This window comes from Marinobacter gudaonensis, assembly GCF_900115175.1.
Classification (GTDB): domain Bacteria; phylum Pseudomonadota; class Gammaproteobacteria; order Pseudomonadales; family Oleiphilaceae; genus Marinobacter; species Marinobacter gudaonensis.
Genome location: NZ_FOYV01000001.1, coordinates 771839 through 787529 on the forward strand (window position 1 = coordinate 771839; position 15691 = coordinate 787529).

Consider the following 15691-nt stretch of genomic DNA (forward strand, 5'->3'; position numbering starts at 1 on the left):
CCGAGGACGCACCATGAACGCAAAAGCCGGCCCGACCAGCCTTCCGGAGATCGACGTTGAGGAATTCCGCAAAGTCGTCCGTTCGCGCCGATCCATCCGCCGGTTTACCGACGACCCCATTCCCGAGCAGGTGCTCGAGGACTGCCTGGAGCTGGCGACATTGGCGCCCAACTCCAGCAACCTCCAGCCCTGGGAGTTCTATGTGGTGCAAACGCCGGAGCTGAAGGCCAAGGTGGCCCACGCCTGCCTGGGCCAGAATGCCGCAAAATCCGCCGCTGTGCTGATTGTGGTGGTGGCGCGGCCCGATTCCTGGCGCGATCACGCCCGCCAGGCGCTCAAGGACTGGCCTGAAGAGACCATGCCACCTATCGTCGAGAAGTATTACCGCAAGGTAGCTCCGATTCATTACAACCAGGGCCCGCTGGGCGTTCTGGGTCTGGCCAAGAAGGCGGCCGGCCTGGCTGTTGGACTCACTCGGCCAGTGCCGCGGGGCCCCTACTCACACTGCGAAATGAAAATCTGGGCTACCAAGTCAACCGCGCTGGCGGCCCAGAATCTGATGCTGGCGTTGCGGGCTCACGGCTTCGATTCCTGCCCGATGGAGGGATTCGACGAATGCCGGGTACGCAAACTGATCAAATTGCCCGCCAAGGGCCTGGTTACCATGGTGGTCGCCGCCGGTCGTCGTGCCGAAAATGGCGTTTACAACCGCCAGTACCGGTTCGATCAACGCCAGCTGGTGCACTACCTGTAACAGGCCCTCATACTTCGGGGTTGGCCAGCGCCTCGGCGGCCCCCAGCAGGCCCGTGTATGGCTCAGTGACCACATAAACCGGCGTGAATTCCAGCAACGGGCGCATTCTGCCCTTGTCTTCGAACCCGCTCTGGAACGGACTCTCCAGGAAGAAATCCAGGAACCGGGGCAGAATGCCTCCGCACAGGTAAACACCGCCGGTGCTACCCAGGGTCAGCACGCCATTCCCGGCCACCCGGCCGAGCAGCTCGCAGAAATGACGGAGCGTGTGGCGAGCCAGCGAGTCGGTATTCGCGACCGCCGCGGCGGTGATCTTCTCGGGCGCATCCAGAGGCGCCGCCACACCCTGGATCTCCGCGTGGGCCTGATAAAGGTTCAAAAGGCCCTGGCCGCACAGGATCCGCTCCACGGACACCCGCCCGAACCTGGCCTTGAGAATTCGCAGCACGGCCATTTCGGTGTCGTCGGTGGGCGCAAAATCCACGTGGCCACCTTCGGTCATCAGGGGCACCCAGCCATTCTTGATGGGAACAAGCCCGGAAACGCCCAGGCCCGTGCCCGGACCAATCACCAGTCTGGGCCGCTGGCCGTCGCCCGGGCCACCACAGACATGAACCAGGTGCGCGTCAGACACGTGGGGAACGCCCAGAGCCATAGCGGTGAAATCATTGATCACCTTGAACGCAGACCAGCCGAACTGTGCGCGCACCTCTTCAGTATCGAATCGCCAGTGGTTGTTGGTCATGCGCACCTGGGTGCCGCGGACCGGCGAGGCAACCGCCAGGCAGGCCTCGCCCACCTCGGATACGCCCACCCGGGCGAGATAATCCCGCACCGCATCGTCCAGATTGTCGTAATCGCCACAGGGCAGAATCTCGATGGCCTGCGGCTGCACGCTGCCCTGCTCTACCAGGGCCAGCCGGGCGTTGGTACCGCCGATGTCGCCCACCAGCGAGTAATGAGTTGTGGTCATGCGTCGTGATTCCAGAAAAAGCTGGCACCTTCCTCGGGGTTGCTGGCGGCACGGCGCATCCAGCCGAACAGCTCCCGACCGTAACCGTGATGATACCCGTTCAGATCGGCTTTTTCCGACTCGCGGCTGGCAAATTCCTGTTCATCCACCTGCACCGACAATTCACCGGACCCGGCATCCAGGCGCACCAGGTCACCGTTGCGAACCCGGGCAAGCGGGCCGCCATCGAGCGCTTCCGGATACACATGGATGGCCGCCGGCACCTTGCCGGACGCCCCGGACATGCGGCCGTCTGTCACCAGGCCGACCTTGAACCCACGGTCCTGCAACACGCCAAGATAGGGCGTGAGCTTGTGCAGCTCGGGCATGCCGTTACTCTTGGGCCCCTGAAAGCGCACAATCACGATGCAGTCCCGGTCCAGGTCGCCGGACTCAAACGCGGCCTTGAGCTCGTTCTGGTCGTTGAACACCACCGCTGGCGCCTCGACGGTACGGTGTTCCGGTGCCACGGCAGAGACCTTGATCACGCCTCGGCCCAGATTGCCGTCAAGCACGCGCAGCCCACCGTCGGGCGCGAAAGGTTCGGTAACGGTGCTCAACACATCCGGACGCAGGCTTTTTTCGGGCGCCGGCTTCCAGACCAACCGGTCCCCGTCCAGCTCCGGCATTTCGGTGTAGCGCTCAAGTCCGTAACCGGCCACGGTGTTCACATCGTTATGCAGGAAGCCGCCATTGAGCAGCTCCCGGATCAGGAACGGTGTGCCGCCGGCCTCGTGGAAGGCATTCACATCCTCCTGGCCGTTGGGGTAAATGCGAGTCATCGAGGGCACCACCGAGGACAGCTCGGCGTAGTCGTTCCAGTCGATAATGATGCCGGCCGCCCGGGCGATTGCGATCCAGTGGATGGTGTGGTTGGTGGACCCACCGGTCACCAGCAGCGCCACCAGGGCGTTAACAATGCTCTTCTCATCCACCATGTCGCCCAGACCCAGCTCGCCGCCGTGGGGCTTGGAGAGCTTGATGACCTGCTCGGTGGCCGCCCGGGTGAGCTGGTCACGCAGCGGTGTATTCGGGTTCACGAAGGCGGCGCCTGGCAGGTGCAGCCCCATGACCTCGACCAGCAGCTGGTTGCTGTTGGCGGTGCCGTAGAAGGTGCAGGTGCCCGGGCTGTGGTAGGACTTGCTCTCGGCCTCGAGCAACTCCTCCTTGCCCACTTTGCCCTCGGCGTACAGCTGGCGAATCCGCTGCTTTTCCTTGTTCGGCAGGCCCGATGGCATGGGCCCTGCCGGTACCAGGATCGTGGGCAGATAGCCAAAGCTCAGGGAGCCAATCAGTAGTCCGGGCACGATCTTGTCACAGATACCGAGCAGCAGCGTGGCATCGAACATGTTGTGACTGAGCGCAACCGCGGTACTCATGGCGATGGTGTCCCGGGAGAAAAGCGATAGCTCCATGCCGGGCTGACCCTGGGTAACGCCGTCGCACATGGCCGGCGTACCGCCCGCCACCTGGGCCACCGACCCCATGCCCCGCGCTGCCTCGCGAATCTGGTCCGGGAACTTTTCATAGGGCTGATGGGCCGAAAGCATATCGTTGTAGGCGGTCACAATGGCCACGTTGGACTTGTTCATGAACTTCAGGGTGTCTTTATCGCCCTGATTACAGGCCGCAAAGCCATGGGCCAGGTTGCCGCAGGACAGTGAGCTGCGATGGGGAGACTGGGCTTTCAGGGCGTTCATGCGGTTGAGGTAGTCCTGCCGGGTGGGGCGACTACGCTCGATGATTCGCTGGGTAACCTTGTCGACGGTCGGGTGCATGGTGGGCTCCATTGCGTACATTATTAGAGTGATCGTTTTTAGACGTAATTTTACTTCCTTTTTTTGGTATTTCCACCGTTGACTCGTTCATTTCTTCTTTTTTTGTTGTTATATTTACTACATCAGACAGATTGATCGAACAAAAAACAATCAAATGAGGAGTCGAACGATGACTATCCGTATCGCAATCAACGGTTTTGGCCGCATCGGCCGCAATGTGCTCCGGGCGTTATATGAAAATAACTACCGGAACCAGCTTCAAGTCGTGGCCATCAACGACCTGGGCGATGCCGAAACCAACGCTCACCTGCTCAAGTATGACAGTGTTCACGGCCGATTTGATGCCGACGTCAGCCACGACGCTGAATCTCTGACCGTTAACGGTGACCGCATTGCCATAACCGCCCTGCGCAACCCCGAGGAACTGCCCTGGAAAGATCACAAGGTTGACGTGGTGTTCGAGTGCACCGGCCTGTTCACCAAGCGCGACAAGGCCGCGGCGCACCTGACCGCCGGCGCCCGGAAAGTCATCATTTCGGCACCGAGCCCCGATGCCGATGCCATGGTGGTATACGGTGTTAATCACAACACCCTGACCTCCGACCACCAGATCATTTCCAACGCCTCCTGCACCACCAACTGCCTGGCACCGGTGGTTGAAGCGCTGCATAACGCAATCGGCATCGAAAGCGGCCTGATGACCACCATCCACTCCTACACCAACGACCAGAAGCTCAGCGACGTTTACCATTCGGACCTCTATCGCGCCCGCTCCGCCACCCAGTCGATGATCCCTACCAAGACCGGCGCTGCTGCTGCCATTGGCAAGGTGATTCCGGAACTCAACGGCAAGCTTGATGGCCTGGCCGTCCGGGTACCTACCATCAATGTGTCCCTGGTGGATTTCGGTTTTATTGCCAAGCGCGACACCACCGTGGAGGAAGTGAACCAGGCGGTGAAAGCGGCGGCCGAAGCCAACCCGGTTCTGGGCTACAATATCGAAAAGCTGGTCAGCGTGGATTTCAACCACAACGCACTTTCAAGCGTATTCGATGCCAATCACACCCGCGTTCTGGGCCGTCACGTAAAGGTCATGGCCTGGTACGACAATGAGTGGGGCTTCTCGAACCGCATGCTGGACAACGCCATCGCCCTGATCCAGGCCGGTCAGTGATCATTTTGAAGAACCAAAGGACAACAACCATGCTCAGGCGTACCAAAATTGTCGCCACCCTCGGCCCAGCCACCGACTCGCCAGAGTCCCTCGCCGCCATCATCGGCGCGGGCGTTGATGTCACCCGGCTGAATTTTTCCCATGGCAGCGCGGAGGAACATATTGGCCGCGCCCAACGGGTACGGGAAGCGGCGGCCGCCCAGGGCCGCTTTGTTGCCCTGCTGGCCGATCTGCAGGGCCCGAAGCTGCGAATCGCTCGCTTTGCTGAGAACAAGGTCACCCTCAATGCCGGCCAGACCTTCGTGCTGGATGCCGCCATGGATAAGGAAGCCGGCACCGAAGAGCGTGTCGGCATCGACTACGAGCAGTTGATTGACGACGTCAAACCCGGCGACATCCTGGTACTGGACGACGGCCGCATCGAAATGGAAGTGCAGTCGGTAGACGACCACAGCATCACCTCCACCGTGCTCATCGGCGGCCCCCTGTCCAACAACAAGGGCCTGAACAAGCGCGGTGGCGGCCTTTCCGCCGAGGCGCTGACCGAAAAGGACAAGCAGGACATCGTTACCGCCGCCAAGCTGGGCGCTGACTATGTTGCCGTTTCGTTTGTGCGCACTGCCGAGGATATGCACATTGCCCGCCGCCTGCTGCGCGATGCCGGCTCCAACGCCGGACTGGTGGCCAAGATCGAACGCGCAGAACTGGCCCACGACGTGGCAGCCCTGGACGCCGTGATCGAAGCCTCGGATGCCGTCATGGTGGCTCGGGGCGACCTGGCGGTGGAAATCGGCGACGCCGAGCTTGTAGGCGTTCAGAAACACATCATTTCCCGTGCCCGGGTGCTGAATCGCGCGGTGATCACCGCCACCCAGATGATGGAATCCATGATCACCAGCCCGATGCCCACCCGTGCCGAGGTGTCGGACGTAGCCAATGCTGTGATGGACTACACCGACGCGGTGATGCTCTCCGCTGAAACCGCCGTGGGCGATTACCCGAAAGAGGCGGTGGAGGCCATGGTGCGCATCTGCCTGGGCGCGGAGAAACATCCGTCCATGCACCAGTCCAAGCACCGCATCCACGAAAGCATGGAAGCCGTTGACGAAGCCATCGCCCTGTCGGCCATGTACGCGGCCAACCACCTGGAAGGTGTGTCAGCCATCATCTGCATGACCGAAACCGGCGCGACGCCTCGGCTGATGTCCCGCATCAAATCCAGCCTTCCAATCTTCGCCTTCTCCCGGCACCACACCACACAGCACCGGGTTGCCCTGTTCCGGGGCGTGCAGACGGTGCCGTTCGATTCGGCCAAGATTCCCAATGAGCGGACCAACTCACTGGCGGTCTCGGAGCTGGTGAGTCGTGGGGCGGTGAAGGATGGCGATCTGGTGGTGATCACCAAGGGCGATTATGTGAATGCCCAGGGTGGCACCAACACCATGAAGATTGTTCGCGTTGGGTCGGATATTCGCTGACTCTTTTTGTTTGTTACTAAAGCCCGCAGTCGTCTGGTGTTTGACCTTGTAGCCTGAAGGTCTGTGCCGGGCGGCAGTGGGGTTCCCCTTTCCAAAGACCGCCACGAGCACATCCATGTGCGCTTGGCTGTGGCCATCCCTGGCCACAGACATTTTTGGAAAGGGATACCCCACTCCCTCCTTCCATGCTTTCAGTTAGCTCGGCGTGACAGTTTTTCGAATACCAAGAATGTCTTTAGATTAGCGAGAAGCGTTTCGTCGACCCGCTACAACCGAATTTGCGATGCCGAAGAATAGCCCTCTGCTCACCCGCTTGGCTGACAGTGGGATCACCCGGCAGCGCCAGAACATCCAAAACGCCACTTGATATATCGTGAGATTTAAGAAGCCCTTTGGGGCACGGCTTCCGGGAATGTCGCTGGCCATGGATGGCCAGCGCCAAGCGCACAGGGATGTGCTCGTAGCGTTTCCCGGAAGCCGTGCCCCAAAGGGCGAAAGCTCCCAAGAATCAGGCTACACGGTCGATCAACCAGGGTCAGAGATCAGCAAGACTGCCGCGGGCAATCTCGGTAATCTGGGCCCAGTCCTTGGCGGCTACCACCTCAGGTGGCGTCAGCCAAGTGCCGCCGACGGCCTGGACATTGCTCAAGGCCAGGTAGTCTGCCGCGGTATTGCGGCGGATGCCGCCGGTTGGGCAGAAGGTGACGTCCGGGAAGGGGCCGTTGAAGGCCTTCAGGGCCGGGATGCCGCCGGCGACTTCGGCCGGGAAGAACTTGAATTCGCGGTAGCCCAGGTTGTAGCCCACCATCATCTCGGAAATGGTGGCAATGCCCGGCAGCAGCGGCGCCTCGGAGGTCACGCCGAACTGCAGGATAGACTCGGTGACGCCCGGGGTGATCACGAACTGGGCTCCGGCCGCTTCCACCTGGCGGTACTGGGCAATGCTGGTAACCGTACCGGCACCTACCCAGGCGTCGGGGATGGCTTCGCGAACCTTTTCGATGGCCTTTAAGCCGTGTTCGGTGCGCAGGGTGATTTCCAGAACGTTGATGCCGCCATCCACCAGGGCGCGACACAGGGGCACGGCGTCTTCAAGATCATGAATAGCGATGACAGGCACCAGGGGGGAAGCATTTAGTACTGCCCTGACGCGCTCGCGATGGAAGTCGGATAACTGGTTCATGGTTTTCTCCGTAGCAAAAGTCGGGCGAATTCAGGGGCTCCAGAATACCTGCAGGCCGGGCTTGAGGAACGCGCGGATGGGCATCTCAAGAACCTGGTCCGGATCGGAAAGTGCCTTTTCCAGGGTATGCAGTTTGTCCTCACCTTTCAGATGCAAGGCGGTGAAGCGGGCATCACGCAGCGGTGGCCAGGTAAGGGTGATTCGCTTCTGGGGCTGAGATGCTGGCGTGGTGGCAGCGACGATGTCCTGGCATTGGGGATCCATGGCAGCCTCAAGCTCCGGCGCGTCCGGGAACAGCGAGGCCGTGTGGCCGTCATTGCCCATGCCCAGGATCAGCACATCGATGGGCAGCCCGAGGTCGGCGAGCTCTGCCCTAACCCGCTCCAGTCCAGCCGCCGGCGTTGCCCCCGGCTGCTTGAGGGAAAGAAATCGAGCACTGGCGGCATTGTTCTGCAACAGATTTTCCCGGACCAGGCGGGTATTGCTGGCGTCACTGTCTTCGGTCACCCAGCGCTCGTCCGCCAGCAGCACGTCCACCCGACTCCAGTCCAGTGCCTTGCCTGACAGGGCCTGAAAGAACGGCAATGGAGTCGAGCCCCCGGACACCACCAGGCTGGCCCTTGGCGCCTCCCTCAGGCGGGCTTCGAGAACGCCGGCAACCGCGTCAGCCAAGGCCAGGGCGACGTCATTGGCAGTCGAGCCGGAGCGGTCGACGACGCCTTCAGGCAGGCGCAGATCAGACATCTTCATACCAACTCCTTCCATCCCGGGTAATCATGGCGATAGAGGCAACCGGCCCCCAGGTGCCAGCGGCGTAACGCTTGGGTGGCTCGCCGCCGTCTTTCCAGTTCTGGATTACCTGGTCAACCCAGCGCCAGGCGTACTCCACTTCATCCCGGCGCACAAACAGGTACTGGTTACCTTTCATCACCTCCCACAACAGACGCTCGTAGGCGTCAGGTATGCGGTCGGTGGCAAACGTCTCCGAGAAAGTCAGCTCCAGCGGGCCCTGGCGCAGGCGCATGCCCTTGTCCAGGCCCTGGTCCTTGGTCAGGATTTTCAGGGCCATGCCTTCATCCGGCTGCAGGCGGATGATCAGCTTGTTGTTGGCCAGGTGCTTCTGGTCCGGATCAAAGATGTAATGGGGTGCCGGCTTGAAGTGAATGATGATCTGCGACAGCTTCTCGGGCAGGCGCTTGCCGGTGCGGATGTAGAACGGGACCCCGGACCAGCGCCAGTTGTCGATTTCGGCCTTCAGGGCCACAAAGGTTTCAGTGGCACTGCCCTTGTTGGCGCCCTCTTCTTCCAGATATCCGGGCACCGGCTTGCCGTTGCTGGTACCGGCGGTGTACTGGCCACGCACCACGTAGCTGTCCATCATGTCCGGCGTAATCCGCTTCAGGGCCTTGAGCACCTTCACTTTCTCATCCCGGATGCTGTCGGCGGACAGGTCCGATGGCGGATCCATGGCAATCAGGCACAACAGCTGCAACAGGTGGTTCTGGATCATGTCGCGAATCTGGCCGGCTTTGTCAAAATAGCCCCATCGGCCCTCGATACCAACGCTCTCGGCCACCGTGATCTCCACGTGGGAAATGTGGTTCTGGTCCCACTGTGACGCGAACAGGTTGTTGGCAAAGCGCAGGGCAATCAGGTTCTGGACGGTTTCCTTACCCAGGTAGTGGTCGATGCGGAACAGCTGGTTCTCGTTATAGACCTCGCCCAGCTCATCATTGATTACTTTCGAGGACTCGAGATCGTGGCCGATGGGCTTTTCCACCACCACCCGGGTCTGCTCGGTACAACAACTGGCCGCTCGCAGGTTACGGGCGATCACGCCGTACATGGACGGGGGCGTGGCCATGTACACAATCAGTTCGTTATTGGCGTCGTCCCGCCACTCATTCAGCACACCGAACTTGTCCGGATCATTGAAGTCGAGGATCTGGTAATCGACCCTGGACAGAAAGGCGTCCGCCACCTTCTGATCGAACTCCTCGGGCTTCACATACTGTTTCAGTTTCTCAAGGAGTTGTTTTCGAACACCGGCGGTATCATTTTCGGTACGGGCGATGGCCAGTACTCGACTGCCATCCGCCAGCAGGTTGGCACGCTCAAGCTGATACAGGGCCGGAAACAGTTTACGCTGGGCCAGATCACCCAGGGCGCCGAAAAGCATCAGGTCACAACGGGTATTGATCTTGTTGACCATTGGTTCCTTCTCTCTGGTGGGCAAGCCCTCGAATGGGATGAGGGCCGGACTAATGTAGTAATTTTAAACAAATAATGACATTCAAAAATCAATATTCCAAGAAAAAACTCACATTAATGATATTTTTACTACCCCAAAACCGGTAAAAAAGCGGTATAATCAGCGCGTTTTTACAACAAAGACCGCCCATGATTCAGGGAGTAGCATTAATGGCCGCGAACCAGGCGCACCGTGACGACAACCTGCTCGAGGACATTCAGTCCCGGCTGGACAGCCTCAACAAATCCGAGCGGAAAGTGGCCGAGGCGATTCTTCGGGACCCCAGTGCGGCCACACGTTACAGCATAGCCGCCCTGGCCCGGGCCGCAGACGTCAGTGAGCCCACCGTGAACCGGTTTTGCCGTGGTTTTTCGGCGACCGGCTTCCCGGACTTCAAGATTCGGCTCGCCCAGAGCATAGCCACCGGCACTCCCTACATCGGCCAGAACGTCGAACCGGACGACACCGTTGCCGAATTCGCCGACAAGATCATGCTCAGTACCATTGCCAGCCTGGACAAGGCGCGCCAGGCCCTGGACCCGAAGGCACTGGCGACGGCCATCGATTATCTGATCCAGGCCAAGCAGATCAACTTCTTTGGCATGGGCGGCTCGGCCTCCGTGGCCCTCGATGCCCAGCACAAGTTCTTCCGCTTCAACATCCCGGTCATGTCCTACGACGACGCGCTGATGCAGCGGATGGTGGCAGCAGGCTCGAACGTTGGCGACGTTATCGTGCTTATCTCCTACACCGGGCGTACGCGCGAAACCGTCGACATTGCCCAGCTTGCCCGCGCCAATGGCGCGACGGTCATCGGCATTACCAACCCGGACTCGCCCCTGGCGGAGATCTGTACCGTCGTGCTCGGCGTTACCGCGCCAGAGGACACTGAGGTCTACATGCCCATGTCGTCGCGGATCATTCATCTGACCGTCATCGACATTCTGGCGACCGGCGTGACTCTGAAGCGTGGCGCGGATTTCCTCGGGCATCTCAAGAAGATCAAGGAAAGCCTGAAGCCAACCCGTTTTCCGCCCAACTGAACCTTTCCGGAAAAGATAGCAAAGTGACTAACAGAGGGGCTCATCCTCCTACGCCCCTCCTCCCCCTGAAAACTCACCCCCAAAATTTATTGGGGCGGATGATGTACTAACCCCTACGTTACAACACTATGAAATCCGGTTTCCCAATGTCTGATTGGCAGAAGCTGCTATCGCGGGAACCGGAAGCCTGATCCGGCCGATGCTGAACCCTTTTTGGCAGCCGGAGATTCCGCTTCCCTGGCATTAAAAATCACAAAAAGCACAGGACACAGATGATGCAAAACAAAAAGCGCTTTACGCTGAACAAACTTCCCCTGGCCGCCGCCATCACCGCTGCAGCGTTGGCCACTCCGGCCGTTGCCGTTGATTTCCATGGCTATGCCCGGGCCGGGGTTTCCACGAACATCGGCAGCGGTGGTGAACAGACCTGTTTCGGCAGCGGCTCCACCGGCCATTACGTCGGACGGCTTGCGGATGAGTGTGATACCTACTCGGAATTGGCGCTTGGCGATGAGCTTTTCAGCCAGGACGGCAAGACCTTCCGTTTCGACTCCATGCTCGCCTATAGCGCAAACCGCCAGGGCAATGACTACCAGGCCCTGAACGGCTTCAACAACATCAACAATGTCGACTTCGCCAACCAGGAAACCACCGCTAATCGATCCGACCCCTACGGCGGCGGCGATATCGCACTTCGCCAGCTGTATGTTTCCGCCAACAACGTGATCGAATCACTGCCTGGCGCTACCCTCTGGGCCGGTAAGCGCTTCTACAAGCGTAAAGACATTCATCAGCTCGACCTCTTCTACGTCAGCAATGCCGGTTATGGTGCCGGTATCGAGAACATCACAGCAGGTTCCGGCCAGCTGTCCCTGGCCTTCACCAACTCCGACACCAGTGACGGTGAAGATCTCGTCCAGAACAACAAGGTGGATGTTCGTTATTCCTTCCCTCTGGCTGGCGGGAACAACCTTGAGCTGATCGGCATCTACGCCATGGCCGATCTGACCGACGCTCAGGAAGCGGCCGGAATTGAGGATGAAAACGGCTATTTCTTCACCGCCGAGCTCTCCTCTGGCGTCATGGGCGGCTTCAACAAGTTCGCCATTCAATACGGCGCTGACTCCATGGGCTTTGCACTGGCAGAAAACGCCAGCGGCGGTCGCGTGGACAATGGCAACGTGGCCGGTTATTTCGAATCCAGCTGGCGCATACTCAACCACGGCGTAATCAAGCTGGGTAAGGGCTGGGATCTCGGACATTCGGTCGTTTACGAGCAGGCCGAATCCCACGATCCATCTGCAAAAGACGGTGAGCGCCTGAGCATTGTGGCGCGTCCAATCTACAACTGGTCACCGGTCATGAGTACCGCTATTGAAGTCGGTTACAGCGACACAGACCGCCCCTGGTTCACGGAATCACAAGACCTTGGCAAGTTTGCGATTGCCCAACAGTGGCAGGCTGGCCCCGGATACTGGGCTCGCCCGGTGATCCGTCTTTACGCCGCATCCTTCTTTGGCGATGAAGCCGAATCGGCTCGCGGCGGTGAAGGTATCGACGGCGATATCCAGATCGGCGCCCAGATCGAAGCCTGGTGGTAAGGCTCTAAACGCCACACACTCTCGTTGGACCTCCTGGGCCGGCTTTATGCCGGCCCCTTTTTTTCCTTGTCTGTGCCCTTCCTACTCCCCCGGCACAACCGTATCTACGCCCCGAAAAATTCCCTTCCGAAGGATGTCCTTGCGACCCCATCGCGCAACCATGAATTTGCCCGAAAGGGTTCAAAGCCAAACAAAAACAATGGAAAAGGGGATTTCCCATGCCTGAACAAAGACTGGTTGCAGGCGGCCTTGTGCTTGCGTTGTCGCTCGCGCTGACTGCCTGCAACTCCGGAAGCGATGACCCGACAACCGGCGGAGGCGGTGACCAGGCGGACCCGCTGCTGGAGCCCGGTGAGAACGAGGCCCTGCTCTACTACAAGCGGACCGACGAAAACTACAGCGGTTGGGGCCTGCATCTGTGGAACAACCCGGCTGATGGCTGCGACGGGCTCGCCGAAGGCGTTGCCACGGAGTGGAACACTCCGAGATTGCCGGACGGCATCAGCGACACGTACGGTGCCTACTACCTGATTCCCATGCGCGAAGCCGGCGAATGCCTGAACTTCATTATGCACAAGGGTGACGAGAAAGATCTTGGCGGCCAGGACCATCGGTGGCATTTTGGTGCCCTCGGCAACCGCATCTTCACGCTCAGCGGCAGCCAGCAACTGTCGCAGACTCCGATCGAGGCCGAGGCCGTGACCATTGCCGGCGCTTCGGCCCACTGGCTGGACGAAACCACGTTGGTGGTCAAGGATGCCGGCAGTCTCGCCCGCCTCGAACTTCGCCACGACGCCGGTGCCGGCATCGCTGTCGGCCCGGACGAAACCCTTGAGGGCGGCGACGCCATTGCCCTGTCGGCCACCACCCTGGCTTCCGGGCTTGCTGAAAAATTCCCCCACCTCAGCGGCTGGCCAGCCTTCGAGGTGCAGGCGGACACCAGCCAGATCCGCAGCGCTCTCAAGGGGCAGCTGGTCGTGGCCGGTTACAACAGCAGCGACGAGCTGGTTCTGGCCACCCGCGTTCAGGTACCCGGCGTACTGGACGATCTGTACGCCTATAGTGGTGATCTCGGTGCCGTCATCAATGGCGCCAACGTGGATTTTGCCGTCTGGGCACCGACAGCCCAGAGTCTCAAACTGCACGCCTTCGACGGCTCCGGCCATCTGCTGTCCGGCTATCCGGTGGCCATGACCGAAACCGACGGTGTGTGGCGCCACAGGGGCAGCCTCAGCGAGCTCGACCGGCAGTTCTACCAGTACGAGGTGACGGTTTACCACCCCCGAACCGACGCCATTGAGACCACCCTCGTGTCCGATCCCTACGCCCTGAGCTTATCCACCAACGGCCAGTATGCCCAGGTCGTGGACCTGGCGTCGGATTACAAGCCGGCCGGCTGGGATTCAATGACCCCTCCCGCGGTTGACGCGCCCGAGGACGTCGTGGTCTACGAGGCCCATATCCGGGACTTCAGCGCGACGGATGAAACCCAGGACCCAGCCGTGCGTGGCAAGTACCTCGCCTTTACGGCGCCGGCAGACGGCAGCGTGGATGGCGTAGCACACCTGAAATCCCTGGCTGACGCCGGTGTGACCCACCTGCATCTTCTGCCGGCCTTCGATATCGCCACCATCAATGAGGACCCGGCGGAGGTCGTCGACATCGACGATCCCTTCAGTCGCCTGTGCGACCTCTCCGATGAGGCAGCCGTATCCTACGCCTCCTTCTGCTCCAGCGGCCAGTCGATCCGTCAGGTCCTGGCGGGCTTCGATCCGCTCACGGGTAATGCCCAGGCGCTCTACAACACGTTCCGGGGCCTGGACAGCTTCAACTGGGGTTACGATCCGGTCCACTACACGGTACCTGAGGGTAGCTATGCCTCCGATGCCAACGGTGGGCAACGGATTCTGGAGTTCCGGGAGATGGTGCAGGCGGCCACCAACCTGGGCCTGAATGTGGTGATGGACGTGGTTTACAACCACACCAATGCGTCCGGCCTGGCCGCCAACTCGGTACTCGACAAGCTCGTGCCGGGCTACTACCACCGACAGAATCCGGAAACCGGCGCGGTGGAACAGTCTACCTGCTGCGAAAACACCGCCAGTGAGCACGCCATGATGGACAAGCTCATGGTGGACTCACTGGTCACCTGGGCCGACCAATACAAGATCTCAGGTTTCCGCTTCGACCTCATGGGGCATCACATGCTGGCCAACCTGGACAGGGCACTGACCGCAGTGCAGGCGGTCGATCCGGACACCTACTTCTACGGCGAGGCCTGGAACTTCGGCGAGGTGGCCAACAACGCACGGGGTGTAAACGCGATCCAGGCCAACATGGCCGGCACTGGCATTGGCTCGTTCAATGATCGACTGCGGGACGCTGTCCGCGGCGGCGGGCCCTTCGATGGGGGCGATGCCATCCGCGCCAATCAGGGATTCGGCAACGGCCTGTTCACCCTCCCCAATGACCGGAACAGCGGCAGTGCCGAGGAGAAAGCCCGCCTGTTGCAGGTCAGCGACTGGATCCGCGTCGGCATTGCCGGAAGCCTCAAGGACTACAGTTTCGAGGCCGCCAACGATGAGCTGACCACCGGCGCCCAGGTTGACTACAACGGACAGAACGCCGGCTATACCGCCGATCCCCAGGAAATCATCAACTACGTTTCCAAGCACGACAACCAGACCCTGTGGGACAACAACCAATACAAGGCCGACTACGCGGCGACCACCCAGCAGAGGGCACAGATGCACGTGGTCAGCCTGGCGGTACCGATCCTGAGCCAGGGCATCCCCTTCCTGCACATGGGCTCGGAACTGCTGCGTTCGAAATCCATGGAACGTGACAGCTACGACTCCGGCGACTGGTACAACGAAGTGGACTTCAGCTATCAGGGCTCTGCATGGAACCGTGGTCTGCCCCGTCAGGACAAGGATGGCGCCAACTGGGATCTGATCACTGAAGTGGTTCAGTCGGCCGGTGCCAACGCCGATCCGACACCCTCGGCCATTGCCTACACCAATACCCAGATCCAGGAACTCCTGAGCGTTCGCCGTGACAGTGCCCTCTTCCGACTGCAGACAGCGCAGGACGTCCAGGACCGCCTCACCTTCCTGAACACGGGCTCCGGCCAGATCCCGGGTGTGATTGCGTTCAGCCTGCTCGACGATGGCTCCGGCGGCCTTGCACAACTGGATGCGGCCAATGACGAGCTGGTCGTGGTCATAAACGCCAGTAGCATCGAACAGACGCTCAGCACGTCACTGTCTGGCCCGTTTCTGGTTGCCGCCGACACTTCCCCGGGTGACACCGCAAACGTCTCGGGGGGCGACTTCACTGTCCCTGCGCTGTCTGTGGCGGTCTTCGCCAGGTGACCGGAGAAACCTTAACAACCCGCCACCGGCGATACCGGTGGCT

General features: G+C 60.4%; 11 protein-coding genes. 6 read left to right on the forward strand and 5 right to left on the reverse strand.

Annotated elements, in window-relative coordinates; all coding sequences use genetic code 11:
- Positions 1-13: 13 nt before the first annotated feature.
- Entirely contained in the window at positions 14-754 is a 741-nt protein-coding gene (locus BM344_RS03505; protein WP_091986111.1) for a nitroreductase family protein, read from the forward strand.
- Between the two features lie 7 nt (positions 755-761).
- Here BM344_RS03505 and BM344_RS03510 read toward each other — a convergent pair whose 3' ends face one another.
- Both BM344_RS03510 and edd read right to left on the reverse strand, forming a co-directional pair.
- Positions 762-1727 (reverse strand): glucokinase, encoded by a 966-nt coding sequence (locus BM344_RS03510; protein ID WP_091986114.1) that lies wholly within the window; start codon positions 1725-1727, stop codon positions 762-764.
- Entirely contained in the window at positions 1724-3544 is a 1821-nt protein-coding gene (gene edd, locus BM344_RS03515; protein WP_091990756.1) for a phosphogluconate dehydratase, read from the reverse strand. The genes BM344_RS03510 and edd overlap by 4 nt, the downstream gene beginning before the upstream one ends.
- 169 nt (positions 3545-3713) lie before the next feature.
- Between edd and gap the strand changes: the two genes are divergently transcribed.
- Positions 3714-4718, forward strand: coding sequence for a type I glyceraldehyde-3-phosphate dehydrogenase (gene gap, locus BM344_RS03520; protein ID WP_091986116.1), 1005 nt, complete (start codon positions 3714-3716; stop codon positions 4716-4718).
- 29 nt (positions 4719-4747) lie between these two features.
- The gene (pyk, locus tag BM344_RS03525) at positions 4748-6196 is read left to right on the forward strand and encodes a pyruvate kinase (RefSeq protein WP_091986118.1); all 1449 of its coding nucleotides are present in this window, start codon (positions 4748-4750) and stop codon (positions 6194-6196) included.
- 535 nt (positions 6197-6731) lie between these two features.
- Here pyk and BM344_RS03530 read toward each other — a convergent pair.
- The 3 genes from BM344_RS03530 to zwf are packed head-to-tail and all read right to left on the reverse strand — an operon-like array spanning position 6732 to position 9591.
- The gene (locus BM344_RS03530; RefSeq protein WP_091986120.1) at positions 6732-7379 is read right to left on the reverse strand and encodes a bifunctional 4-hydroxy-2-oxoglutarate aldolase/2-dehydro-3-deoxy-phosphogluconate aldolase; all 648 of its coding nucleotides are present in this window, start codon (positions 7377-7379) and stop codon (positions 6732-6734) included.
- A 30-nt stretch (positions 7380-7409) separates the two neighbouring features.
- Positions 7410-8123: a 6-phosphogluconolactonase gene (pgl, locus tag BM344_RS03535; RefSeq protein WP_091990759.1), complete on the reverse strand. Its 714-nt coding sequence runs from the start codon at positions 8121-8123 to the stop codon at positions 7410-7412.
- Positions 8116-9591 (reverse strand): glucose-6-phosphate dehydrogenase, encoded by a 1476-nt coding sequence (gene zwf, locus BM344_RS03540; protein ID WP_091986122.1) that lies wholly within the window; start codon positions 9589-9591, stop codon positions 8116-8118. The genes pgl and zwf overlap by 8 nt, the downstream gene beginning before the upstream one ends.
- Before the next feature lie 209 nt (positions 9592-9800).
- Between zwf and BM344_RS03545 the strand changes: the two genes are divergently transcribed.
- The 3 genes from BM344_RS03545 (at position 9801) to pulA (ending at position 15648) form a co-directional block, all read left to right on the forward strand.
- Positions 9801-10673, forward strand: a complete 873-nt coding sequence (locus BM344_RS03545; RefSeq protein ID WP_091986124.1) for a MurR/RpiR family transcriptional regulator — start codon at positions 9801-9803, stop codon at positions 10671-10673.
- Between the two features lie 275 nt (positions 10674-10948).
- Positions 10949-12274: a carbohydrate porin gene (locus BM344_RS03550; RefSeq protein WP_091990762.1), complete on the forward strand. Its 1326-nt coding sequence runs from the start codon at positions 10949-10951 to the stop codon at positions 12272-12274.
- A 218-nt stretch (positions 12275-12492) separates the two neighbouring features.
- Complete coding sequence (gene pulA / locus BM344_RS03555) at positions 12493-15648, forward strand: pullulanase-type alpha-1,6-glucosidase (protein ID WP_091986127.1); 3156 nt, start codon at positions 12493-12495, stop codon at positions 15646-15648.
- Positions 15649-15691: the final 43 nt, after the last annotated feature.

What these genes read in the sequence shown, in the direction of transcription:
- pgl (WP_091990759.1), bottom strand. Translation starts at nt 8,123, where the DNA reads ATGTCTGATCTGCGCCTGCCTGAAGGCGTCGTCGACCGCTCCGGCTCG.
- BM344_RS03550 (WP_091990762.1), top strand. Translation starts at nt 10,949, where the DNA reads ATGCAAAACAAAAAGCGCTTTACGCTGAACAAACTTCCCCTGGCCGCC.
- BM344_RS03545 (WP_091986124.1), top strand. Translation starts at nt 9,801, where the DNA reads ATGGCCGCGAACCAGGCGCACCGTGACGACAACCTGCTCGAGGACATT.
- zwf (WP_091986122.1), bottom strand. Translation starts at nt 9,591, where the DNA reads ATGGTCAACAAGATCAATACCCGTTGTGACCTGATGCTTTTCGGCGCC.
- pyk (WP_091986118.1), top strand. Translation starts at nt 4,748, where the DNA reads ATGCTCAGGCGTACCAAAATTGTCGCCACCCTCGGCCCAGCCACCGAC.
- pulA (WP_091986127.1), top strand. Translation starts at nt 12,493, where the DNA reads ATGCCTGAACAAAGACTGGTTGCAGGCGGCCTTGTGCTTGCGTTGTCG.
- BM344_RS03510 (WP_091986114.1), bottom strand. Translation starts at nt 1,727, where the DNA reads ATGACCACAACTCATTACTCGCTGGTGGGCGACATCGGCGGTACCAAC.
- gap (WP_091986116.1), top strand. Translation starts at nt 3,714, where the DNA reads ATGACTATCCGTATCGCAATCAACGGTTTTGGCCGCATCGGCCGCAAT.
- BM344_RS03530 (WP_091986120.1), bottom strand. Translation starts at nt 7,379, where the DNA reads ATGAACCAGTTATCCGACTTCCATCGCGAGCGCGTCAGGGCAGTACTA.
- BM344_RS03505 (WP_091986111.1), top strand. Translation starts at nt 14, where the DNA reads ATGAACGCAAAAGCCGGCCCGACCAGCCTTCCGGAGATCGACGTTGAG.
- edd (WP_091990756.1), bottom strand. Translation starts at nt 3,544, where the DNA reads ATGCACCCGACCGTCGACAAGGTTACCCAGCGAATCATCGAGCGTAGT.